The following is a 19,565-nucleotide window of genomic DNA, read 5'->3' as shown; positions in this document are numbered from 1 at the left end:
TATTTAATTATTCCGAAAATAAAGTTCCTTTTTCTCTATTAATTTATTGGCATCTTCACAATTTACAGAAGGTTTACACGTTTCATACAGAGCATTAAAACTAGGGCGTTATTGTTAAGGCAGATAGAAAATGCTTGGAGGATGACTTCGTGTTGAAAAAGACAATTACTATGATTACATTCGCATTTACAATCATGCTACTTGCAGCGTGTGGTGGAGAATCAAACGGCTCAAGTGGCGGACAATTAGTTACAATATCAGGTTCTACATCTGTTGGACCTTTAGCAGAGAAATTAGCCATTAAATATGAAAAAACAGAAGATGTCAAAATTGAAATTAACCAAATCGGCTCATCAGCGGGTATTACGAACGCAATTAACGGCGTATCCCAAATCGGTATGAGTTCACGCGATTTAAAGCAAGAGGAAATCGATACGGGGATTGAACAGTTAGTCATTGCTTATGATGGGATTGTGGTTGTTACGCATCCATCGAACCCGGTAAAGGATATTACGATGGAGCAAGTGAAGCAGATTTTCACAGGTGACGTGACAAACTGGAAACAGCTTGGTGGAAAAGACATGGAGATCGTTGTCGTATCACGTGAGGATGGTTCAGGTTCTCGTGATGCATTCCAAGAAATTGTTGGCTACGAATCAGGTCAACTTATCCGCAATGCGATTGTTGCGAGTGGAAATGGGAATATTAAAACAACTGTTGCAACAAATAAACACGCAGTGGGCTTTATCTCATTTGAATATATCGATGAAACGGTCTCAGCATTAGCCATTAACGGTGTTGAGGCGAAAGCAGTAAATGTACTAGACGGGAACTATGAATTATCTCGACCATTCTTATTTGTACATGAGAAAGAAGTACCGGAAGCAGCAACGAAATTTATGGACTTTATTTTAAGCAGTGATGGACAAAAAATTGTGGAATCTGCAGGAGCAATTCCGGTAACGAAATAAATGTGGGCTTGGAGGAAATAACTGTGGCAACACAAAGAGATCAAGACGTACAAGAGCAAATAAGCAAGGGTAATAAACGTAAATATTTTTTAGAAAGCCTATCATCAAAAATTTTCTTAGCGTGTGCGTTGCTGTCAGTAGTTAGTTTATTGTTGATTGTCGGCTTCGTATTTTATAAAGGGGCCAATCCATTTGTAACAGGTGGCTATAGCTTCTACGATTTCATTTTCGGTAGCGACTGGGTACCATCAGAGGACAAATTCGGGATTTTCCCAATGATCGTGGCATCGATTTATGCAACAATCGGGGCACTTGTGATCGGGGTACCAATCGGATTATTAACAGCGATTTTCTTAGCTGAAATCGCACCAAAGTCGGTGGCGAAAATTGTATCACCTGCGATTCAGTTATTAGCCGGTATTCCTTCAGTATTATACGGGGTGTTCGGTTTAGCGATTATCGTACCGTTTTTACAAGACAACTTAGGCTTAGCACGAGGACAAAGTTTAATCGCCGTTATTTTAGTACTAGCGATTATGATGCTGCCAACGATTGTAACCGTAGCAGAGACAGCAATTCGCGCGGTGCCGAAAACGTATCGTGAAGGCTCATTAGCACTAGGGGTCTCACAAATTGGCACGATTTTTAAAGTTGTTGTACCAGCAGCAAAGTCCGGTATTATGGCGGCGATTGTGTTAGGCCTTGGTCGCGCGCTAGGGGAAACGATGGCCGTGATTTTAGTAGCCGGGAACTCCCTTATTTTACCGACAAGCTTAACCGATTCGGTGCGTCCTTTAACGACGAATATCGCGCTTGAAATGGGTTACGCGGCAGGTACGCATCAGGAAATGCTATTTGCCACAGGGATTGTGTTATTCTCATTCATCTTGTTATTAAACTTTGTGCTATCACGCATTACAGCGAAGGGAGCTAAATAATATGCGTCAAACGAAAGATAATATTATGCGCGGCTTATTATGGGCTTCAGCGTTTGTATCGGTTGCGGTATTAGTCGTTATTGTCGGTTATATCTTTTACAAAGGATTTTCATATATTAGCTTTGATTTTATTTTCGGAGATTATTCGCCATCAGGTGGCGGCGGAATTTTCCCGATGATCGTCACAACGATTTTAATGATTTTAATTTCACTGCTTATCGCAACACCAATCGGGATTTTAGCAGCTGTTTATTTGCATGAATACGCGAGGCAAGGGCGTTTAGTGAGTATTATCCGTTACGCAACGGAAAGCTTAACAGGAATTCCATCAATTATCTACGGATTATTCGGTGCGGTATTCTTCGTAGCCATTTTAAAGCTTGGGATGTCTATCATCGCAGCAAGCTTAACGTTAACAATTATCGTATTACCAGTAATTATCCGTACAACGGAAGAAGCATTAAAAACCGTGCCAGCGACTTACCGTGAAGGGTCACTTGCACTAGGCACAACGAAATTACAAACGTTATTAAAGGTGATTTTACCGAGCGCGATGCCGGGGATTTTATCGGGGATTATTTTATCGATTGGCCGTATTGTCGGGGAATCCGCAGCGATTTTCTTAACAGCAGGTACGGTAGCAGCGATGCCATCGAGTATTTTCTCATCTGCACGTACACTTACTGTACATTCGTATTTAGTGACGCAAGAGGCCGGGGATATTGGATTAGCAGCAGCAGTCGGGATTGTGTTAATTGTGATTATTTTAGTGCTGAACTTGTCAGCGACGTATATTTCCAAAAAATTAAACAAGGCAGATTATTAAGGAGCAAATACTAATGACTATGATTGTATCAGAAGCAGCGATTTTTAATACATCAACAACGGCTTTTGCGGAGGCACAGGAAACGAAAATTCAAGTAAATGATTTGAATTTATTTTACGGTGAAAAACAAGCATTATTTAATGTGAATATAGACATTAAAGAAAAGGAAGTGACAGCGTTAATCGGCCCTTCAGGCTGTGGTAAATCAACGTTTTTACGTACGTTAAACCGCATGAACGATCTGATTGATGGGGTGCGTGTGATTGGCAATATCCACATTGACAAGGAAAATATTTACGAATCAAATGATGTCATTAAGCTACGTACAAAAGTCGGCATGGTATTCCAAAAATCAAACCTGTTCCCAATGAGCATTTATGATAATGTTGCCTATGGTCCGCGTATGCAGGGGATAAAAAACAAAAAGACACTTGATGGCATTGTGGAAGAATCACTACGTGGTGCGGCAATTTGGGATGAAGTAAAGGATCGATTAAAATCATCAGCATTAGGCCTTTCTGGTGGTCAGCAACAGCGTATTTGTATCGCACGTGCCATTGCGATGAAGCCGGATGTGATTTTAATGGATGAGCCAACAAGTGCACTTGACCCAATTTCAACGTTAAAAGTAGAAGAATTAATTACACAAATGAAAAAGGATTACACAATCGTCATCGTAACGCATAACATGCAACAGGCTGCGCGTATTAGTGATAAAACAGCATTCTTCTTAAACGGGGAAGTGGTTGAGTTTGATGACACAAATATTATTTTCTCAACACCTAAAGACCAGCGTACAGAAGACTATGTAACAGGCCGTTTCGGATAAGAGGGGGAACTACTGATGATTCGCGAAAACTTTGAGAAAAACATGCTTGAACTGCAAAACAAGATGGTAGAGATGGTTGATTTGACGGTTGTTGCGATGGAAAAGTCGTTCACCGCACTTCAAAAGCAAGATATGTCGTTAGCGTTAGATATTATTGAAGAGGATACGTATATAGACGAGCTTGAAAACGAAATTAACCAAATGGCGATTTGGCTAATGGCAAAGGAACAGCCGGTTGCACGCGACTTGCGCCGTATTGTCAGTATGATTAAAATGTCTTCTGATATTGAACGTATTGCCGACTTTGCTGTTAATACCGCAAAGGCAACCGTAAAAATCAATAAAACGGAATCCATTATTCCGAAAACAAGTATTGTTGAAATGAAAGATATTTCAATGGATATGCTGAAGAAAGCGATGCAGGCGTTTATTGAAGAGGATATTGCGTTAGCAAAAGCAGTCGGTGAGTTAGATGATAAGGTGGATGAAAAAAATCACCAAAATTATGCGGTGCTGACAAGCTATATCGCAGAACATCCACATGACACAGAGCAGGCTGTACAGTTATTATTCATCAACCGCTTTGTTGAGCGTGCGGCCGATCATATTACAAATATGGCTGAATCTACAGCTTACTTTATTAAAGGACAGTTATTCGATTTAAACTAGAGAAGCGAGGAATCCTTAATGACGAAAAAACTATTAGTCGTTGAAGATGATGAGAATTTAGTGAACTTATTACAGCTGCATTTAATAAAGGACGGTTATGACGTACGCGTTGAAAAAACGGGACGTCACGTAATCGAAGCGCTCATGCAATTTCAACCAGATGCCATTTTGCTAGACGGTACGTTGCCGGATATTGAAAGCGAGGAGCTTTGTCGTCAGATTCGTTACCAATTTGATATCCCAATTGTGATGATGAGTACAAAAACAGATGAACTTGATGTTGTGCTCGCACTTGAAATGGGTGCTACCGAATACATTCGGAAACCGTTTGGCTTTCGCGAACTGTTGACGCGTCTCCGCATTCATTTAAAGCGCTATGAAAAAGAGCAGCTACACAAAACACGTGTGTCAGAGCTTGTCATGGGTCCATTTAAAGTGGATTTGGTCATGTTTAAAATTTACAAAGAAGACGTGGAGATTCCGTTAACGAAGCGTGAATTTAAATTACTGCTGCATTTACTCGAGCAGCCGGGGGATATTAAATCGCGTGAAGATATTATTGAAATGCTCGATTTTACAAAGGGCGATAAGCGTACGGTCGATGTACATATTCGTAGACTGCGAGAAAAAATAGAAGAGCAACCGAGCTCCCCAAAATGGATTAAAACAAAAAGTGGAATCGGCTATTATTTCAATGATAAAGCACAGGAAGTCTCTTACAATTTGTAGGAGGCTTTTGGTGTATAATGAGTGAAACATAGCGAGGAGGTCTTTCATGTTTTATTTATCACTTGAAACACAGCACCAATCAGATGTTGCACATATGGCGTATTTTCCGGAGGGCGATGTGGAACCAGATTTCATGAAGGAAATAATCCAGGAGCTAGCTCGTGAAAAGCAGTGGATTCCAGCGCGCTTTCACGAGGCGATTGATTTAGGTAACTTACATAGTGGAAATCAGTGGGGCGAGTATTTAAAGTGGTGTGAAGGGGTCATCGCCGCACACCAAACAAAACGCGAGTCGATTTATAAAAAGCGCGTACTGCTTTCAGCGAAGTTTGAACAACATGCAGGCGAGGTGTTTAATGATTCGTTACATGACGGGGAAATTGTTCAGGTCGTGCGTGCCGACGATGAAGTGACGCTATTTTTAGATATGAGTGGGGGCTTTACATCTAAGGCAATGATTCAACTGACGTTTAAAGGTGCGGTGGAAACAGGCGAATTAGCGCGGGATTACGTATATGATGAGCTAGTTGAGATAGGATCAGGTTATGCACTGCGTGTGTTATCAGGGCATCCCTATGAACAGTGGACGATTGTATTTCAAGAGGTAGAAGTTCGATTTGTATTTCGTCCAAAAGCGTATGCTGAGCGCGAGCGATATACGGATGTTAGGGAATATCTTCAAGATTTAACACCGACACTTAACTACTTTATTGTTGAAAATCATGAATTTGTGGCAGTCGATGTGCAAAATATTGAACAACGCGCGGATGGGTTTTATAGCGATACTAAGTGGCTTGGAAAGACGACTGAGCAGGTGATTGATCGTATTTACTCTGATACACGAAGACCCCTATGCTCACTTTAGTGAAATGGTGCCACTTGAGGAACTTGAAGAAGCCGCGTTAAGCACAGACCAGGCTTTACGTGTGCGCGCGTTTAATACAATGTTTGAAATCGATCAACAGGCTGCTCCGGTAGTGAACCGTGTGCTACGCGTCATTCAGCTAGAAGTACATGAAGAAATGTTTATGCAAGTCATCGCGGAGCATTTTGACAAGCTTGGATTACTTGACCAAGATGTAAAAATACGCTGGTTATCGTAATTTCTTTTACAAAACAAGCCAGAGTAGCTTATACTTAGAGAACATGCTAGTTAAAGGAGGTTTGTCTCATGTCTGAGCAAACAGAAAAGAAAAAATTAAGCTTACAAGAATTAGTTAAGCAACAATTAGAAGCAAAGAAAAATAAAGCGGGTGGCGGTAACAACAACCTTAAAGGTGATACGTCAACGAAACAAATGAAGAGTCAACAAACAAAGAAAACGAGTAACACGCGCCGCAAAATGGGTGTGTAATGAATTGCCTGAACATGTTACGTGTTCAGGTTTTCTTTTTGATTAAATTCGCAGAAAATTTAAAATCAACTGATTCCAAATGATGCTTCACTCGTCTATACAACTAAGAAGGAGGGATACTTTGCGAAAAAACGTGTTTGATACGCATTATGATGCGATTTATACATACATACTTTATTTAACGAACGACCGCCATCTAGCGCATGATTTACTACAGGAAACCTTTTACCGCTATTATCAAAAAAATTATGACACAAATGAGCGTCTCTATTTATTAAAAATTGCTCGCAATCTTGTATACGATCATTATCGTAGGAAAAAGTTAATCGGCTTTTTCACACTAAAAAAAGAACCGATTGCACATACGTTGCTTCCTGAAGAAGTGGTGCTACAAAACGCGGAAAACGAAGTGTTGTACACGGCATTACAGCAAATTAAAACGAACTACCGAGAAGCCGTCATTTTGCGCTACATTGAGCAATATTCTGTGAAGGAAACCGCACAAATTTTAAACACGACCGAGGCTAAGGTGAAAAATGATACAGCGCGCGGACTGAAGGCGTTGCGTGCATTATTAGGAGGTGAGCGTGATGATTGAAGACAAGCTACAAAAATTAAAGCCGATACGTGTAGACGAGGCCGAGAAGCAAAAAGACTTTGAACAAATCAATCAGCGGCTAAACAAAAAGCCGTTTTACTGGCAAGTACCGGCTGTGGCATTTTCAATGGTGCTGCTTGTACTGTTTTTAGTGGCAACGATGCCTGTCAGTGATCGCGAAACGAACCTTTCATCTGATCCTTATTTATATGAGGTGCTATTCAAAGATGGTGAGAGCGATCCCAAATCGATTTACTATATCGGGGTGAAACGGTCAACAGACGAGGAAGAGATGGACATGATGCAAGCTGCTATCGAGGCATTAGAACCGTTAACAGCGCCTTATGTGCCGCAAGATGCATATAAAACGTATCGCCTGAACTATAGTAACGGGGAACAACGTGTGTTAACTGAATATATAGAAGGGGGTACGATCTATTTAAAGGACTTGGATACAGAGGCGTATTATCGATTAGCCGAAGATAATATCGTTCTTTATTTAATGCACACAAAGCCAAGCGGTTGGCAGTACGTGCTATTTGGGGGAATCGTTTTTTTATTATTTGGTGGCAATTGGTATATTGATAAACAGATGCGCGTTCCAAGCGACCCAAAACGAAAGCTGCCGATGCATTCGGATTATAAGCAAAGCATTGCGTTGGTTTGCTATATGTTTGTCATCTTCTTTATGTTTATGGGCGGTATAAGTGGTACAGCAACTATTCATATCGGCTGGCTCTATGTCATCGGCTTCATTTTTGCAGCGATTAGTATTGCGATTGAGCAAAAGCATGACAATAATGGCTGGCGTAAATTACGATTTATCAATGTCGCACTACTAATACCATCGTATGTATTTTTATTTACCCAGGTATAAGATTAGCAGCTCAGTTACAGAGCTGTTTTTTTAGTTTTATAGTTCAGAATACTTTGACAATGGATGGATTTCCTCGTACGATTAAATGACCAACGAAAAAAGGGTGAGTCGATGATGACAATGGAAACCGCACAACAACTTGATAAAAAAGATGCACTAAAGCAGTACGCCGCAGAGTTTTACAAGCAGCCGGGCCAAATTTATTTAGATGGGAATTCACTCGGGCTCCTGTCAAAGCGCGCAGAAACGACTGTGTTAGCCTTACTCCATTCATGGAAAGAACATGGCATTGATGGCTGGACGGCTGGGGAACAACCGTGGTATTACTTCTCGGAAAATTTAGGGGAACTATGTGCACCACTAGTAGGCGCAAAAAAACAAGAAGTCGTATTAACGGGTTCTACAACAACAAACCTCCACCAGCTACTCGCAACGTTTTTTAAACCAACAGACACAAAAAATAAAATTTTAGCCGATGAATTAAATTTCCCGTCGGATTTATATGCAATTCAAAGTCAGTTAGCGCTACATAATCTATCAAAAGAACATATGAAATTAGTAGCTTCACAGGACGGGCAAACACTGACAACAGAGGACATCATCTCAGCCATGACAGAGGATGTGGCGGTCGCGGTGTTGCCAGCGGTTCTTTATCGTAGCGGGCAAGTGCTTGATTTACAGGCCATTACAAAAGCCGCGCATGAAAAGAATATTTTAGTGGGCTTTGATCTTTGTCACTCGATCGGCTCGATACCGCATCAGTTACACGACATTGGCGCGGACTTTGCGTTTTGGTGCAACTACAAGCATTTAAACGGAGGGCCTGGATCAGTTGCGGGACTTTTCGTGCATGAAAAGCATTTCGGTACTGCACCGGGCTTAGCAGGCTGGTTTGGTTCAGATAAAACAAAGCAATTTGATTTAGATATTACACTTACACAAGCGCGTGATGCCGGTGCGTATCAAATCGGAACACCCCATGTATTGAGCCTGGCCCCGATTGCGGGCTCACTTGAGTTGTTCAATGAAGTCGGTATTGAAGCCATTCGTGCGAAATCACTTCAGCTCACACAGTTTATGATGGATTGTATTACCCAGGAAATACCGAATACGTTTACGTTTGGTAACCCACAAGATGCAACACGCGGGGGGCATTTGTTTTTAGTGCACGAGGAAGCAGCGCGAGTTTGTAAAGCATTGAAAACTGCAGGGGTTGTCCCTGATTTTCGCGCACCAAATGGCATTCGTTTAGCACCTGTTGCCTTGTACAATTCGTTTACAGAAGTTTGGCAAGCCGTACAAATTTTAAAAACAATTATGACGGAAAAAATGTATGAAACGTATGAAAATAAACGAGATGTGATTGCCTAAGGGGGAGACTTGATGGACAAAAAATCAATTTCTGATTTAGAACAAAAGGTCCGTGCGGAAAAAGGGATTCATACCGATTTTAAAAACGACATGACGTACGGGGAATATTTAGGCTTAGAGGCGATTTTGTCGAGTCAAAACCGACTATCTGATCATCATGATGAAATGTTATTTTTAATCATTCATCAAGTAAGCGAATTATGGATGAAGCTTATTATTCATGAATTACAAGCGGCGATTCAAGCAATTCAGCAAGAAAATATGCAGCCGGCGTTTAAAATGCTGGCCAGGGTTTCAAAAATTCAACAGCAAATCATCCAAGCGTGGGATGTCCTCGCGACCATGACACCGGCTGAGTATTTACAGTTCCGCGATGCACTCGGTAAGGCATCTGGCTTTCAAAGCTATCAATACCGCCAAATTGAGTTTGCGCTCGGCTATAAAAGTAAGCATATTTTAAAAATTTATGAAAAAGACGAAGCCATTTTAAACGAGCTAAAAAACGCATATATGGCCCCAAGTATTTATGATGTGGCAATTGCAGCACTAGCGAAAGCGGGGTTAAAGGTAAATCCTGCATTGCTAAATCGTGATTTTTCGGTAGTATATAATGGTGACGACTCTGTTGCAGCTGCCTGGAAAACCGTCTATGAAAATATCGATACGTACTGGGATTTATATCAGTTAGCTGAAAAGCTTGTCGATATTGAAGATAGTTTGCAGCAATGGCGTTTCCGTCATATGAAAACGGTTGAGCGCATTATAGGCTTTAAAGTAGGCACTGGTGGCTCCTCTGGTGTGAACTATTTACGTCAAGTGCTTGATCATCGTTTCTTCCCAGAGCTCTGGGATTTAAGAACGACATTATAGTTTAGACTAGACAAGTTGAGTGGAGTGAGTTAGATGGAGAAGAGTAAAGGACAATGGTCAAGTAAATTAGGATTTGTATTAGCGTCAGCCGGTGCAGCGATTGGGCTCGGGGCAATTTGGAAAATGCCATACGTCGCGGGTCAAAGCGGAGGCGGCGCATTCTTCTTAATTTTCGTTGTACTAACGTTATTAATTGGTTTACCGATGCTGTTATCGGAGTATGTCATCGGACGTGCAGCACAAAAGGAAGCTGTAACGGCGTATAAGGTGCTGGCACCAAATACGAAAGTGTGGGCTTGGATTGGAAAATTAGGTATTATCGGCTGTTTTTTACTACTATCGTTTTACAGCGTCGTAGGGGGCTGGATTTTTGTCTATAGTGGCGTGTCAGTTGTTGGCAATGTCATTGATCCAAATACAGATCCCGGTGCATTTTTTGGCCAGGTAACAGGCACACCGTGGATTGCGTTACTAGGTCTTGCGTTATTTACGATTGCGAACGTAGTCGTGATTGCACTTGGTGTTCAAAATGGTATTGAAAAAGCGAACAAATTTATGATGCCGCTACTATTTGTGATGTTCTTTATTTTAGTCGTACGTGCGGTGACGTTAGATGGGGCAATGGAAGGCATTAAATTCTTCTTATACCCTGACTTCACGAACATTACAGGAGAATCGATTTTATATGCGCTAGGGCAATCTTTCTTTGCATTGGCGGTCGGGTTTTCATGTCTTGTTACATATAGCTCGTACTTGAAAAAGGATGTCAGCTTGCCGAATGCAGCAGGATCAGTAGTTGGCTTAAGTATTTTTGTATCGTTTTTAGCAGGGCTAGCAATCTTCCCTGTCGTGTTTGCATTTGATCTAGAAGTCGCAAGTGGTCCACCGTTACTATTTATGGTGCTACCGGCTGCATTTTCTCAAATGCCCTTTGGTGAGCTATTTTTAGCACTGTTCTTAATTTTATTTTTATTTGCAACGTTAACATCTGCATTTAGTATGTATGAAATTATCGTGGCTGCGGTTGTCGAGAAGTGGAAGATTTCGCGTGCCAAAATTACGGTAATCATTGGGGTTTTCGTGTTTATTGCGTCAATTCCATCAACTTTAACGTATAGCACATTGGGGGATGTATCCATTTTTGGTCGCAGCATTTTTGACTTTACGGACTTTGTGGTGTCGAATGTCATTTTACCAATCGGCAATTTACTCATTGCGATTTTCATTATGTATATTATGGATAAAAACATCGTGAAAAAAGAGTTGCTTGAAGGAAGTAAAATGGGTGAAGGTTTCTATAAAACATATCGCTTCCTTATGACATTTGTTGTACCGACAGTCATCGTGGTCGTACTTGGTTATTTAGTTTTTCAATACTAAGGAGTGAACATGCATGTGGATTGATATTACACAAACAATGAAAACTGGGATGCCAAATTGGCCAGGAGACACCGCGTTTTCATTTGGGCTAGCTTACACAAAACAGCAAACGGGTTCAGTGAACATCGGCAAAATCGAAACGTCACTGCACACCGGCACCCACGCTGATGCACCGTTTCACTTTAACAATAGTGCACCGACAATCGAGCAACTAGATGTCAATACGTTTATTGGCGATTGTGTGGTCATTGATTGTCGCGGGGTAGAGGTGATTACGGCAAGCTTTTTGCAGTCGTTTGATTTTCATGGTGTCGCCCGTGTGTTACTAAAAACAGTTGATGCGATAAGTGAGCAGTTCCCAGAAGTTATTCCGGTCATTGCTGCGGACGTTGCCTCGTTTTTAAAACACTGCGGCGTTGTGCTGCTCGGTGTAGACAATCCATCGGTAGACATGTTAACAAGTAAGGAGTTAGCCGCACACCATGCACTGTATGAGCACTATGTTCAAATAATAGAAGGATTAGATCTGAGTCAGATTGAGCCAGGCCTCTATGACCTCATTTGCTTGCCTTTAAAAATTGAAGGAGCTGACGGTGCACCGGTACGTGCGGTTATTCGGAAAAAATAAACTAGCTAAAGAGTTTCACATTTTTGTGAAACTCTTTTTTTTACAAATTGATGTCATTTTATTCTATTTTTAAAGCGTTAAAATCCAATTTACCTATTTGGACATAAAATTTATATAAAATAGTCCTATATTTTTTCAATGATTGTAATATTATTACTATAAAATAATTATAATAAACATAGGAGGGATTTACTTGAAAGAGCGCGATGAAAGAAGAATTTGGGTACACCAACTGAATTTATTGATAACGATTATTTTGGTGTTATTAATCGTTACCCCATTACTATTTAAAAATGGCTTAGCGGGTGCGTTAATCTATATAATTGCTGGCTGCAGTGTCATTGTATTATCAACTATCAATTATTTTCTGAAAATTCAAGATTATTTAAAAGGATTTATTTTTGCTATACTTCCAACATTAGTTGTAGTGGCCTTATTTTACTTAGATGGTTATGCTGTTAATAAGCATTACATCTTATTTATTTCGCTAGTGATGGCAGCGATGTATTTTAGCAGAAAGCTAATTATCGTGTATGGAGGTATTGTGAGTGTTTGTTATCTGACGCTATATGTGACAGCACCAACACAATTTCTAGGGGAGAACGCCAATTTCCCAGTTTTCTTAACGGTGTATGCTATTGTGACGGGTTGTCTGTATATGCTGTATCGTTTAGTAAAATGGGGTAGTGAGTTAATTACAGATGCTCAATTAAAAGAGCAACAAGCAAGTGAACTGTTAGCGAATTTAGCAGAAACGTTAGCGAAAATTGAACAGGGCTCAACGCAGCTTGCGGAAAATGTTACCCATGTGAATTACAACATCAATACGATGAATAAAGTAAGTGAGACGGTACTCGAATCATCTCAACAAATTGCATCAGCGATTCATAATGAAGCCGAAATGATTCATGAGATTACCAATCAAATGCTCCAGTCGAAAAATAATATGAATACCACGAAACATTCCAGTGAGGCAACGGTTGCTTCAGCAGATGAAGTGGTACAAGTGATGCAGGCAAGCAAGAATCATGTACATAAAGCAACAACGGATCTGCACACACTAAAAGATACGATTCAAACAACGACCGTAACGATTGATAATATGCATGAAAGCTTAACGAAAGTGAACGATTTGTTAGTGGGTATTAAGGCAATTGCTGACCAAACGAATCTACTTTCGCTGAATGCTTCGATTGAAGCCGCACGAGCAGGAGAGCATGGTAAAGGCTTTGCTGTCGTAGCAGATGAAGTGAAAAAGCTAGCAGAGCAAAGTGCAATGATTGCAACCGATATAACGGCTGTAACCGAGCAATTACTACAGCGTTCAACAGCTGCGCAGCGTCAGGCGCATGAAGGAAAATCGGCTGTAACTTCAGGTGTTACATCGTTAAATGCGATTAGCGGTGCTTTTGAAAGTATCGATTTATCCTTTAAAAATATTCAACAAAAGCTGCAAGAGGATATGACACTGATCCATCAAACAAATGATCTTGTGGAAACGGCAATGAATCAAATGGAAAATCTATCGGCTATTTCTGAAGAAAATGCAGCAGCAACAGAGGAAATTGCCGCATCGATCTATGAAGAACATGAAATGATGAAGTCGATTGCAAACGCAGCAGATGAAATGGAACAACTACAAATAGAGTTACGCGCATTCACTGTGAAAGCGTAATCTGAAAAAGCGAAGGAAGCATCTAAAGATCGATGCGCCTTCGCTTATTTTAATGCTTCATTTATTCCCGATGACTTCGATGGCAATCGTATCTGTTCGATCACCGTTTGAAAAGCGAGCTAGGCTAGAAATGATGTATGTACCTTTTTCGCTTGGCGCGGTAAAGCGAACCGTTGTAGCAATCTGTTCATAGTCAAAATTTTGAACCCATTGCTGAATCGATACGCTTGTTGGGCTTTGGCTATATTGAAATTCAATGGTTTCCCCTGGAGCGACTTTGACAAAAGGCTCGTTGCCCATCTCAATTATTTCATGAGGAGCGGCTTTATCGACACAAGTACTTTCTCCGTTAGAATGCCAGCAATAGCTTCCTTCATAAGAAGGGATTACAGCTGTTTGTGTCACAACTTGCACAGTAGGCATTTCGACAACTTCATTATTCATTAATACAAAGCGCCCGATAATGACTAAAATAATAATACCGATAATTACGAATAAACGATTCGCATTTTTTATATTCATGATGTCACCTCTATAATATTCTCCGTCTATCATATCAAAAAGACTACTCAATAAATAGAATATTATAATTATAATAAAATGCAGTAACTTCATAATAAGGAGTTATGATATACTAAAGTTTTCAACTAAAAGATATGGACGAATTACCTGTTTTTTTCGAGAGGAGACTTTGTATGCGATTTATGCAGAATTTATTAATTGTTTTTTTATGTATATTTTCGCAGATAGGACCACTGCAAGCATACGCCTCTAGTAATGGTCATATTATTGAATCTCTAAATGAAGATTGGTTGTTTTATGAGCAACAGTTACTAATTCACCCAGATGACCAAAAAGGAAGTAAATTAGTTGATTTACCAATTGAATTTGAAGCGATTACAGGTGAAATTTCAACGTATGGTACTTTCATTAAACAAATTACAATCCCGCAGCACTATGTAGGGGACGTGCTAGCACTCGAGCTCCCTTATGTATACGGGGCATTAAAAATATATGCAAATGGACAATTGTTAACAGAAATAGGTCAAGTCGGGACGAATGAACAAGCTCATGAGACCGATTTAAAGCCAGCACTACTCCCCGTAACATTTGATCAACAACAAGTAGAACTTACGATTCAATTATCGAGCTTTAACCATATTCGTGGGGGCTTTTCAGGTGGTATCAAGCTAGGTGAGTGGCATGAAATGAGTGATCATTATCATTTGGAACGGCTGATTGTGTCCTTTGTATCAAGTATTGTGCTTATTGTTGGTTTATTAGCGCTTGTTATTGGCATTTTAGGTAAAGGCGAAAAAATGCTTTTGACATTTGGCTTATTTAGTATAGGTGTAGCAGTTCGCGCTATATTTTCAGTTCCGTTTGTTTTTCATGAATTGCCATTTGATATTTCGTATGTTTGGGCGACGAAATTGGAGTATATCTCGACGAATGTCGTATTTTTACTCTATGTATGGTTTATTTACCTATTATTTAAAGAGCTAGCTTCAAAAATCATTATATACGGCAGTGTGGCAATTTTAGGTGTATTGGCGTTCATTTCACTTTTGACAGAGCCGGTTATCTTCCAGACGCTCTTTTTCCATACCTCTTATTTAATGATGGCATTTGTCATTTATAGTGTAGTCATTATTATCGTTGCGTTAAAACGAAAAATACAAATGGCCAAACCGCTCTTTTTAGGTGTGTTATTTGTTTTCACAGGGTTAATTTTTGATTTACTTAGTGGGATGGGCATTATCAATTTTCCGCCAATGTCGCTCTTTACAATTGCAGCGAACGTGGTCATTATTTTATTTTTCATCGGCAATCGATACGCAAATCAATTAGTTGAAGTAAGAAAGTTAAATAACGACTTATTGGAGATGAACAAAACACTAGACGTCAAGGTACAGCAACGTACAAAAGAGTTATCAGAAGCCAATAATCGCCTAGCCCAATTAGCGACTAGGGATGGGCTAACAGGAATATACAATCGCTTAACATTTAACGACTGGCTGACACAAGATTACAAACAGGCTGTTAGTGAAGGACATATGTTAAGTCTACTGATGATGGATGTTGATGAGTTTAAAAAATACAACGATCGTTACGGTCATGTGCAGGGCGATCAATTATTAAAAAGTATTACTGAACTTATTCAGAGAAACTTACCACAAGATGTGAAATTTGCTCGCTATGGTGGGGAAGAGTTTGTGTTTCTTTTACCGAACTATTCAAAAGAGCGTGCGTGGCAAATAGCGGAATCGCTTCGGTTATTAGTGAAAGGTGCAAACTTTGAACATTTAGGGCGTGCAGAAGGCATAGTGACGATTAGTATTGGCGGTGCGGAGTTAACGATGGATAAAGTGTATCAAAATGAGGTTGCTTTAGTAGAGTTGGCGGATGAACGTTTGTATATTTCGAAAACAAATGGACGAAATCGAGTGACGTTTGAATATGGTATATAGTCTTCAACGGAAACCTATAAGGTATGCGTTTAAATATTTAACGTGTCTAAAATGGCTATTCACTCCAAATAAAAGAAGGCGTGAATCGAAACGTGATTCATGCCTTCTTTTTAGGTGGATAGGAAAGTATAATTTTTTTCAAGGAAATCCACATCAGAAAAGAAATCATTTCGCGCCATTTGACGCGAAATATGTTTTTCTAATCTTCTAAGTCCTCTTTATATTCTACAATCGCTCCTGAAACTGCATCGATTTTAAAATCATACTCCATTTTCCCGTTACGGATTTCGATTTCGTAGATAAGTTCGTTATTGTCATCATCGAGCTCGACTTCGGTAACGGTACCTGCTGCTTTTGTTAAGGCAATGTCCATCGCTTGCTCTTGTGAAATCGTTGTAGTTTTAGTTACGGGTAAAACCGCTGAAGATGCTTGTGTCACGCTTTTTTGAATCATTTCACGTTCAGTTACTTTAACAGCACCACTCGCAGCATCTACCTTTAGCTCTACTTTTTCATTGTCTTTCACCACATCAATTTCATAGTGTGGCTGTAGGTCATCCCCATCAAATTCAAGACTAATGATATCCCCGTTTATTTCTTTTAATGCAAGCTCTTTTGCTTGGCCAGCAGTTACAGTTGGATTGGCTAGCGCGGCTTCAAAATAGTCGGTTTGTGCTAGTAGAGCACCACCACCGATTGCTACTAATAACGTTGGGATAATAATCAATTTTTTGTTCATGTTCATTCGCTCCTTTAAGTTGTTTGTATACTTAGTATAGAAAACGAATATGAGAAGCGTCTGAGAGAAACATTAGAATTTGATGAGAAAATTAATCCTCGTATTGAATCGATAACATTTTGCCAGTAATCGCATGAATTTGCACGATGATTTCGTTGTCACCTTGTTCAATTTCAACAAAATAATTTCCACCGTCCATCGTTTTTTCAAATTCTACAGAATCCAGTTCACCTGGCACTTCTTTTAACGCAATGTCGATGGCTTGTTGCTTGGTTAAAATAGGTGGATTTTCTTCAGGCTCTGTTTCTATGGTTTGTTCGATTGGTTGTTCTTCATTCTTTTTTTGCACGAGCGTTAAATGAGAGAACTGACCATTTTCACTGTCAATCGTCACTTCAAAAACCGAGCCCTCTTTCGTAAAGGACGCAATATAGTTCTTTTGTTTTTCAACAATTGAAAGAATTTCGCCTTGATAGCTTTTCTCGATTTGTGTAACGATTTCGTTTTTCGATAATACGTTCGGTATTGTGAGTTGCTTGACAGCGAAAAAGACAACCATCGTTAGGACAACAATCGCAACGATTATGCCCAGTTTATGCTTCATGCATGTCACCTCCATGAAGTGGCAGCGTAATATGAATCGTTGTTCCTTGACCGACTTCGCTTTCGACTTGGATGGTTGCATGAAGGCGGTTTGCGATTTCAGTTGCAATGGATAAACCAATTCCTACGCCACCAGTTTTACGGTTGCGGTCTTTATTAACCCGATAAAATCGGTTGAAAATATGAGGTAAATCTTCATTTGGAATTCCGATGCCATAGTCGCGAATTTGAATGTGTACATGTTGATTTACGGAAGCATCTAATTCAATAACATCCTCGCTATATTTGCGCGCATTATCAATAAAAATAAAGAGTAGCTGTTTCAGCATCGCTTCATCTATGACCAATGGAACAACTGGTGCCTCTACTGTAATTTCGCGGTGATAAGCGGTTTTGAAATTAACCGCGATGGCTTGTAAAAATGCAGAAAGCTCGATTTCACGGAAGTTCATTTTTACCGTTTCAGCTGATTTCGCAAGGGCGAGCATTTGCTCGATTAAGCCTTTCATATTGGCACTTTCGTTGATGATGGCTGATAGGGCTTCATCCGTTACTTCTTGATTCGCTGTCCCACGTCGATTGAGTAGCTTTGCATAGCTTTCAATGACCGTTAACGGTGTTTTTAGCTCATGAGAAGCATTGCCGATAAATTGCTGCTGCTTGTCGTGCAAATCTTCGAGCTGCGCCATCAATGAATTGTACGTTGCGGTCATCTGGATAATTTCATCATTGGAGCTTTTTTGAATGGGTAGCTGTTCAAAACTAGATTGTTGAATATTTTTCTCCATCGTTGTTGTTAATTTTGTTACCGGTTTCACAATTAAGCGTACGAGTAATTGACTGGCCAAATAAATCGGAATGAGTGCGAGCACCGTCATGACGACCAAAATAATCATTAAGCGCTGTAAGTTTTCCGTAATTGTTGGCAACGGCTGAATAAATTTCGCTTCCACAACTTGTTCGTCCGGCCAAATGAGTGGCGTAGCGAGTGCAATGTACGGAATCCCGTTCAATCTTTTTTCTGTGAAAAGCTCGTTTTCTTTTAGGTCAAATTCGATTTGCTCGGCCGTTGTTTGGAGACGAATTAGCGTTTTGTCATCAGCATCACGTACGATAATGGCGCCGTCTGTCGGAATATATGCGCGAAAAACCGCATCGATTCCGTCGGTTTGTTCAAGCGAGCTAATCGCGGTTGTCAATTCCATCGCACGGGCCTGCAGTTGCTCAGCTTCTGTTGTAATGGCGACATGCTCGTATAAAAAATAGATGCCCGTAAAACTACTGATTAAAATCAGCATTGTTAGTACAATGGAAACAACATTAATTTTTGTTTTAAGTTTCATGTAGCGCTTCCTTTAGAACATAGCCAACCCCGCGAACAGTGTGAATGAGTGACGGTAGCTTAAAGGGTTGATCGAGCTTTTGACGTAAATAGCGAATATAGACATCAACTACATTCGTATCGCCGAAATAATCATAGCCCCACACTGCATTTAATAGCTGTTCGCGCGATTGCACAAGTTTTGGATGCTTCATCAAATGAACGAGTAAATCAAATTCACGTGGTGTGAGTTCGACTAAGTTTCCGCCTCGCCAAACTTCACGGGTTTGTTCGTTTAATTGCAAATCTTCAAACGTCATTTGCTGTTCAGTTGTTTGTGGTGCTTTAGTTGAAAAGCGCAGTGCCACACGGATTCTTGCAAGCAGTTCATCAAATTCAAACGGCTTGGTAATATAATCATTGGCACCATAATCGAGGCCGGTTACTTTGTCTTGAATTTCACCTTTTGCTGTAAGTAAAATGACAGGAATCATTTCATTGTGCTTACGGATACGCTTTAAGACCTCTAAGCCATTCATTTCAGGAAGCATAACATCGAGTAAAATTAAATCGATCGGTTGTTCATGAAATGCAAGTAAGCCATCTGTTCCGGTATGTGTAACAACCGTTTCATAGCCTTCAAACGATAGTTCGAGCTCGAGTACACGTGCGATTTGTTGTTCATCTTCTACAATTAAAATAGTCGTCATGACATA

22 protein-coding genes are annotated in these 19,565 nt (G+C 40.1%); 17 read left to right on the top strand and 5 right to left on the bottom strand.

Features of this window, described 5'->3' with window-relative positions:
* Nucleotides 1–149: 149 nt before the first annotated feature.
* The 16 genes from NSQ62_RS13465 to NSQ62_RS13390 all read left to right on the top strand — a co-directional run bounded on the left by NSQ62_RS13465 (nt 150) and on the right by NSQ62_RS13390 (nt 13,715).
* Nucleotides 150–971 (top strand): phosphate ABC transporter substrate-binding protein, encoded by an 822-nt coding sequence (locus tag NSQ62_RS13465; RefSeq protein WP_341320650.1) that lies wholly within the window; start codon nt 150–152, stop codon nt 969–971.
* Between the two features lie 23 nt (nt 972–994).
* The gene (gene pstC, locus NSQ62_RS13460) at nt 995–1,909 is read left to right on the top strand and encodes a phosphate ABC transporter permease subunit PstC (RefSeq protein ID WP_341320649.1); all 915 of its coding nucleotides are present in this window, start codon (nt 995–997) and stop codon (nt 1,907–1,909) included.
* 1 nt (nt 1,910) lies between these two features.
* Nucleotides 1,911–2,735: a phosphate ABC transporter permease PstA gene (gene pstA / locus NSQ62_RS13455; protein ID WP_341320648.1), complete on the top strand. Its 825-nt coding sequence runs from the start codon at nt 1,911–1,913 to the stop codon at nt 2,733–2,735.
* A 13-nt stretch (nt 2,736–2,748) separates the two neighbouring features.
* Nucleotides 2,749–3,564, top strand: coding sequence for a phosphate ABC transporter ATP-binding protein PstB (gene pstB, locus NSQ62_RS13450; protein ID WP_341320647.1), 816 nt, complete (start codon nt 2,749–2,751; stop codon nt 3,562–3,564).
* 15 nt (nt 3,565–3,579) lie between these two features.
* Entirely contained in the window at nt 3,580–4,233 is a 654-nt protein-coding gene (gene phoU / locus NSQ62_RS13445; RefSeq protein ID WP_341320646.1) for a phosphate signaling complex protein PhoU, read from the top strand.
* A gap of 18 nt (nt 4,234–4,251) precedes the next feature.
* Nucleotides 4,252–4,962: a response regulator transcription factor gene (locus NSQ62_RS13440; protein WP_341320645.1), complete on the top strand. Its 711-nt coding sequence runs from the start codon at nt 4,252–4,254 to the stop codon at nt 4,960–4,962.
* Nucleotides 4,963–5,008: 46 nt separating this feature from the next.
* Nucleotides 5,009–5,827 (top strand): DUF4085 family protein, encoded by an 819-nt coding sequence (locus NSQ62_RS13435; RefSeq protein WP_341320644.1) that lies wholly within the window; start codon nt 5,009–5,011, stop codon nt 5,825–5,827.
* 4 nt (nt 5,828–5,831) lie between these two features.
* The gene (locus tag NSQ62_RS13430; RefSeq protein ID WP_341320643.1) at nt 5,832–6,065 is read left to right on the top strand and encodes a hypothetical protein; all 234 of its coding nucleotides are present in this window, start codon (nt 5,832–5,834) and stop codon (nt 6,063–6,065) included.
* A 68-nt stretch (nt 6,066–6,133) separates the two neighbouring features.
* Nucleotides 6,134–6,316 carry a hypothetical protein gene (locus NSQ62_RS13425; protein ID WP_341320642.1) on the top strand — a complete coding sequence of 61 codons (183 nt, stop codon included), beginning with the start codon at nt 6,134–6,136 and terminating at the stop codon, nt 6,314–6,316.
* Between the two features lie 121 nt (nt 6,317–6,437).
* Entirely contained in the window at nt 6,438–6,914 is a 477-nt protein-coding gene (locus tag NSQ62_RS13420) for an RNA polymerase sigma factor (RefSeq protein WP_341320641.1), read from the top strand.
* Nucleotides 6,907–7,791, top strand: coding sequence for a hypothetical protein (locus tag NSQ62_RS13415; protein ID WP_341320640.1), 885 nt, complete (start codon nt 6,907–6,909; stop codon nt 7,789–7,791). Before NSQ62_RS13420 ends, NSQ62_RS13415 begins: the two co-directional genes overlap by 8 nt.
* Nucleotides 7,792–7,902: 111 nt before the next feature.
* Complete coding sequence (kynU, locus tag NSQ62_RS13410; protein ID WP_341320639.1) at nt 7,903–9,162, top strand: kynureninase; 1,260 nt, start codon at nt 7,903–7,905, stop codon at nt 9,160–9,162.
* 12 nt (nt 9,163–9,174) lie between these two features.
* Nucleotides 9,175–10,032, top strand: coding sequence for a tryptophan 2,3-dioxygenase (gene kynA, locus NSQ62_RS13405; RefSeq protein WP_341320638.1), 858 nt, complete (start codon nt 9,175–9,177; stop codon nt 10,030–10,032).
* 33 nt (nt 10,033–10,065) lie between these two features.
* Nucleotides 10,066–11,412, top strand: a complete 1,347-nt coding sequence (locus NSQ62_RS13400) for a sodium-dependent transporter (protein ID WP_341320637.1) — start codon at nt 10,066–10,068, stop codon at nt 11,410–11,412.
* Nucleotides 11,413–11,425: 13 nt separating this feature from the next.
* On the top strand, nt 11,426–12,040 hold the full coding sequence (gene kynB, locus NSQ62_RS13395; RefSeq protein ID WP_341320636.1) for an arylformamidase: 615 nt from the start codon (nt 11,426–11,428) through the stop codon (nt 12,038–12,040).
* Nucleotides 12,041–12,233: 193 nt separating this feature from the next.
* Nucleotides 12,234–13,715, top strand: a complete 1,482-nt coding sequence (locus NSQ62_RS13390; protein WP_341320635.1) for a methyl-accepting chemotaxis protein — start codon at nt 12,234–12,236, stop codon at nt 13,713–13,715.
* A 57-nt stretch (nt 13,716–13,772) separates the two neighbouring features.
* Here the strand turns inward: NSQ62_RS13390 and NSQ62_RS13385 are convergent, their stop codons facing one another.
* A complete protein-coding gene (locus NSQ62_RS13385; RefSeq protein WP_341320634.1) occupies nt 13,773–14,237 on the bottom strand; it encodes a cAMP-binding protein in 465 nt (154 codons plus the stop codon).
* Between the two features lie 173 nt (nt 14,238–14,410).
* Between NSQ62_RS13385 and NSQ62_RS13380 the strand changes: the two genes are divergently transcribed.
* On the top strand, nt 14,411–16,186 hold the full coding sequence (locus NSQ62_RS13380; RefSeq protein WP_341320633.1) for a diguanylate cyclase: 1,776 nt from the start codon (nt 14,411–14,413) through the stop codon (nt 16,184–16,186).
* A gap of 199 nt (nt 16,187–16,385) precedes the next feature.
* Here the strand turns inward: NSQ62_RS13380 and NSQ62_RS13375 are convergent, their stop codons facing one another.
* From NSQ62_RS13375 to NSQ62_RS13360, 4 genes are all read right to left on the bottom strand, one after another.
* Nucleotides 16,386–16,925, bottom strand: coding sequence for a PepSY domain-containing protein (locus tag NSQ62_RS13375; protein ID WP_341320632.1), 540 nt, complete (start codon nt 16,923–16,925; stop codon nt 16,386–16,388).
* Between the two features lie 91 nt (nt 16,926–17,016).
* Complete coding sequence (locus NSQ62_RS13370) at nt 17,017–17,529, bottom strand: PepSY domain-containing protein (RefSeq protein ID WP_341320631.1); 513 nt, start codon at nt 17,527–17,529, stop codon at nt 17,017–17,019.
* Complete coding sequence (locus NSQ62_RS13365; RefSeq protein ID WP_341320630.1) at nt 17,519–18,871, bottom strand: HAMP domain-containing sensor histidine kinase; 1,353 nt, start codon at nt 18,869–18,871, stop codon at nt 17,519–17,521. The genes NSQ62_RS13370 and NSQ62_RS13365 overlap by 11 nt, the downstream gene beginning before the upstream one ends.
* A complete protein-coding gene (locus NSQ62_RS13360; RefSeq protein ID WP_341320629.1) occupies nt 18,861–19,559 on the bottom strand; it encodes a response regulator transcription factor in 699 nt (232 codons plus the stop codon). The genes NSQ62_RS13365 and NSQ62_RS13360 overlap by 11 nt, the downstream gene beginning before the upstream one ends.
* Nucleotides 19,560–19,565 lie beyond the last annotated feature (6 nt).

This window comes from Solibacillus sp. FSL H8-0523, from assembly GCF_038051985.1.
Lineage (GTDB): Bacteria > Bacillota > Bacilli > Bacillales_A > Planococcaceae > Solibacillus.
This window is presented reverse-complemented; position numbering and strand designations above follow the sequence as displayed.

Bases quoted from the DNA above. Each gene is read 5' to 3' on its own strand.
- pstA (WP_341320648.1), top strand. From the start codon at position 1,911: ATGCGTCAAACGAAAGATAATATTATGCGCGGCTTATTATGGGCTTCA.
- pstB (WP_341320647.1), top strand. From the start codon at position 2,749: ATGACTATGATTGTATCAGAAGCAGCGATTTTTAATACATCAACAACG.
- phoU (WP_341320646.1), top strand. From the start codon at position 3,580: ATGATTCGCGAAAACTTTGAGAAAAACATGCTTGAACTGCAAAACAAG.
- NSQ62_RS13440 (WP_341320645.1), top strand. From the start codon at position 4,252: ATGACGAAAAAACTATTAGTCGTTGAAGATGATGAGAATTTAGTGAAC.
- NSQ62_RS13435 (WP_341320644.1), top strand. From the start codon at position 5,009: ATGTTTTATTTATCACTTGAAACACAGCACCAATCAGATGTTGCACAT.
- NSQ62_RS13430 (WP_341320643.1), top strand. From the start codon at position 5,832: ATGGTGCCACTTGAGGAACTTGAAGAAGCCGCGTTAAGCACAGACCAG.
- NSQ62_RS13425 (WP_341320642.1), top strand. From the start codon at position 6,134: ATGTCTGAGCAAACAGAAAAGAAAAAATTAAGCTTACAAGAATTAGTT.
- NSQ62_RS13415 (WP_341320640.1), top strand. From the start codon at position 6,907: ATGATTGAAGACAAGCTACAAAAATTAAAGCCGATACGTGTAGACGAG.
- kynU (WP_341320639.1), top strand. From the start codon at position 7,903: ATGATGACAATGGAAACCGCACAACAACTTGATAAAAAAGATGCACTA.
- kynA (WP_341320638.1), top strand. From the start codon at position 9,175: ATGGACAAAAAATCAATTTCTGATTTAGAACAAAAGGTCCGTGCGGAA.
- NSQ62_RS13400 (WP_341320637.1), top strand. From the start codon at position 10,066: ATGGAGAAGAGTAAAGGACAATGGTCAAGTAAATTAGGATTTGTATTA.
- kynB (WP_341320636.1), top strand. From the start codon at position 11,426: ATGTGGATTGATATTACACAAACAATGAAAACTGGGATGCCAAATTGG.
- NSQ62_RS13385 (WP_341320634.1), bottom strand. From the start codon at position 14,237: ATGAATATAAAAAATGCGAATCGTTTATTCGTAATTATCGGTATTATT.
- NSQ62_RS13380 (WP_341320633.1), top strand. From the start codon at position 14,411: ATGCGATTTATGCAGAATTTATTAATTGTTTTTTTATGTATATTTTCG.
- NSQ62_RS13375 (WP_341320632.1), bottom strand. From the start codon at position 16,925: ATGAACAAAAAATTGATTATTATCCCAACGTTATTAGTAGCAATCGGT.
- NSQ62_RS13370 (WP_341320631.1), bottom strand. From the start codon at position 17,529: ATGAAGCATAAACTGGGCATAATCGTTGCGATTGTTGTCCTAACGATG.
- NSQ62_RS13365 (WP_341320630.1), bottom strand. From the start codon at position 18,871: ATGAAACTTAAAACAAAAATTAATGTTGTTTCCATTGTACTAACAATG.
- NSQ62_RS13360 (WP_341320629.1), bottom strand. From the start codon at position 19,559: ATGACGACTATTTTAATTGTAGAAGATGAACAACAAATCGCACGTGTA.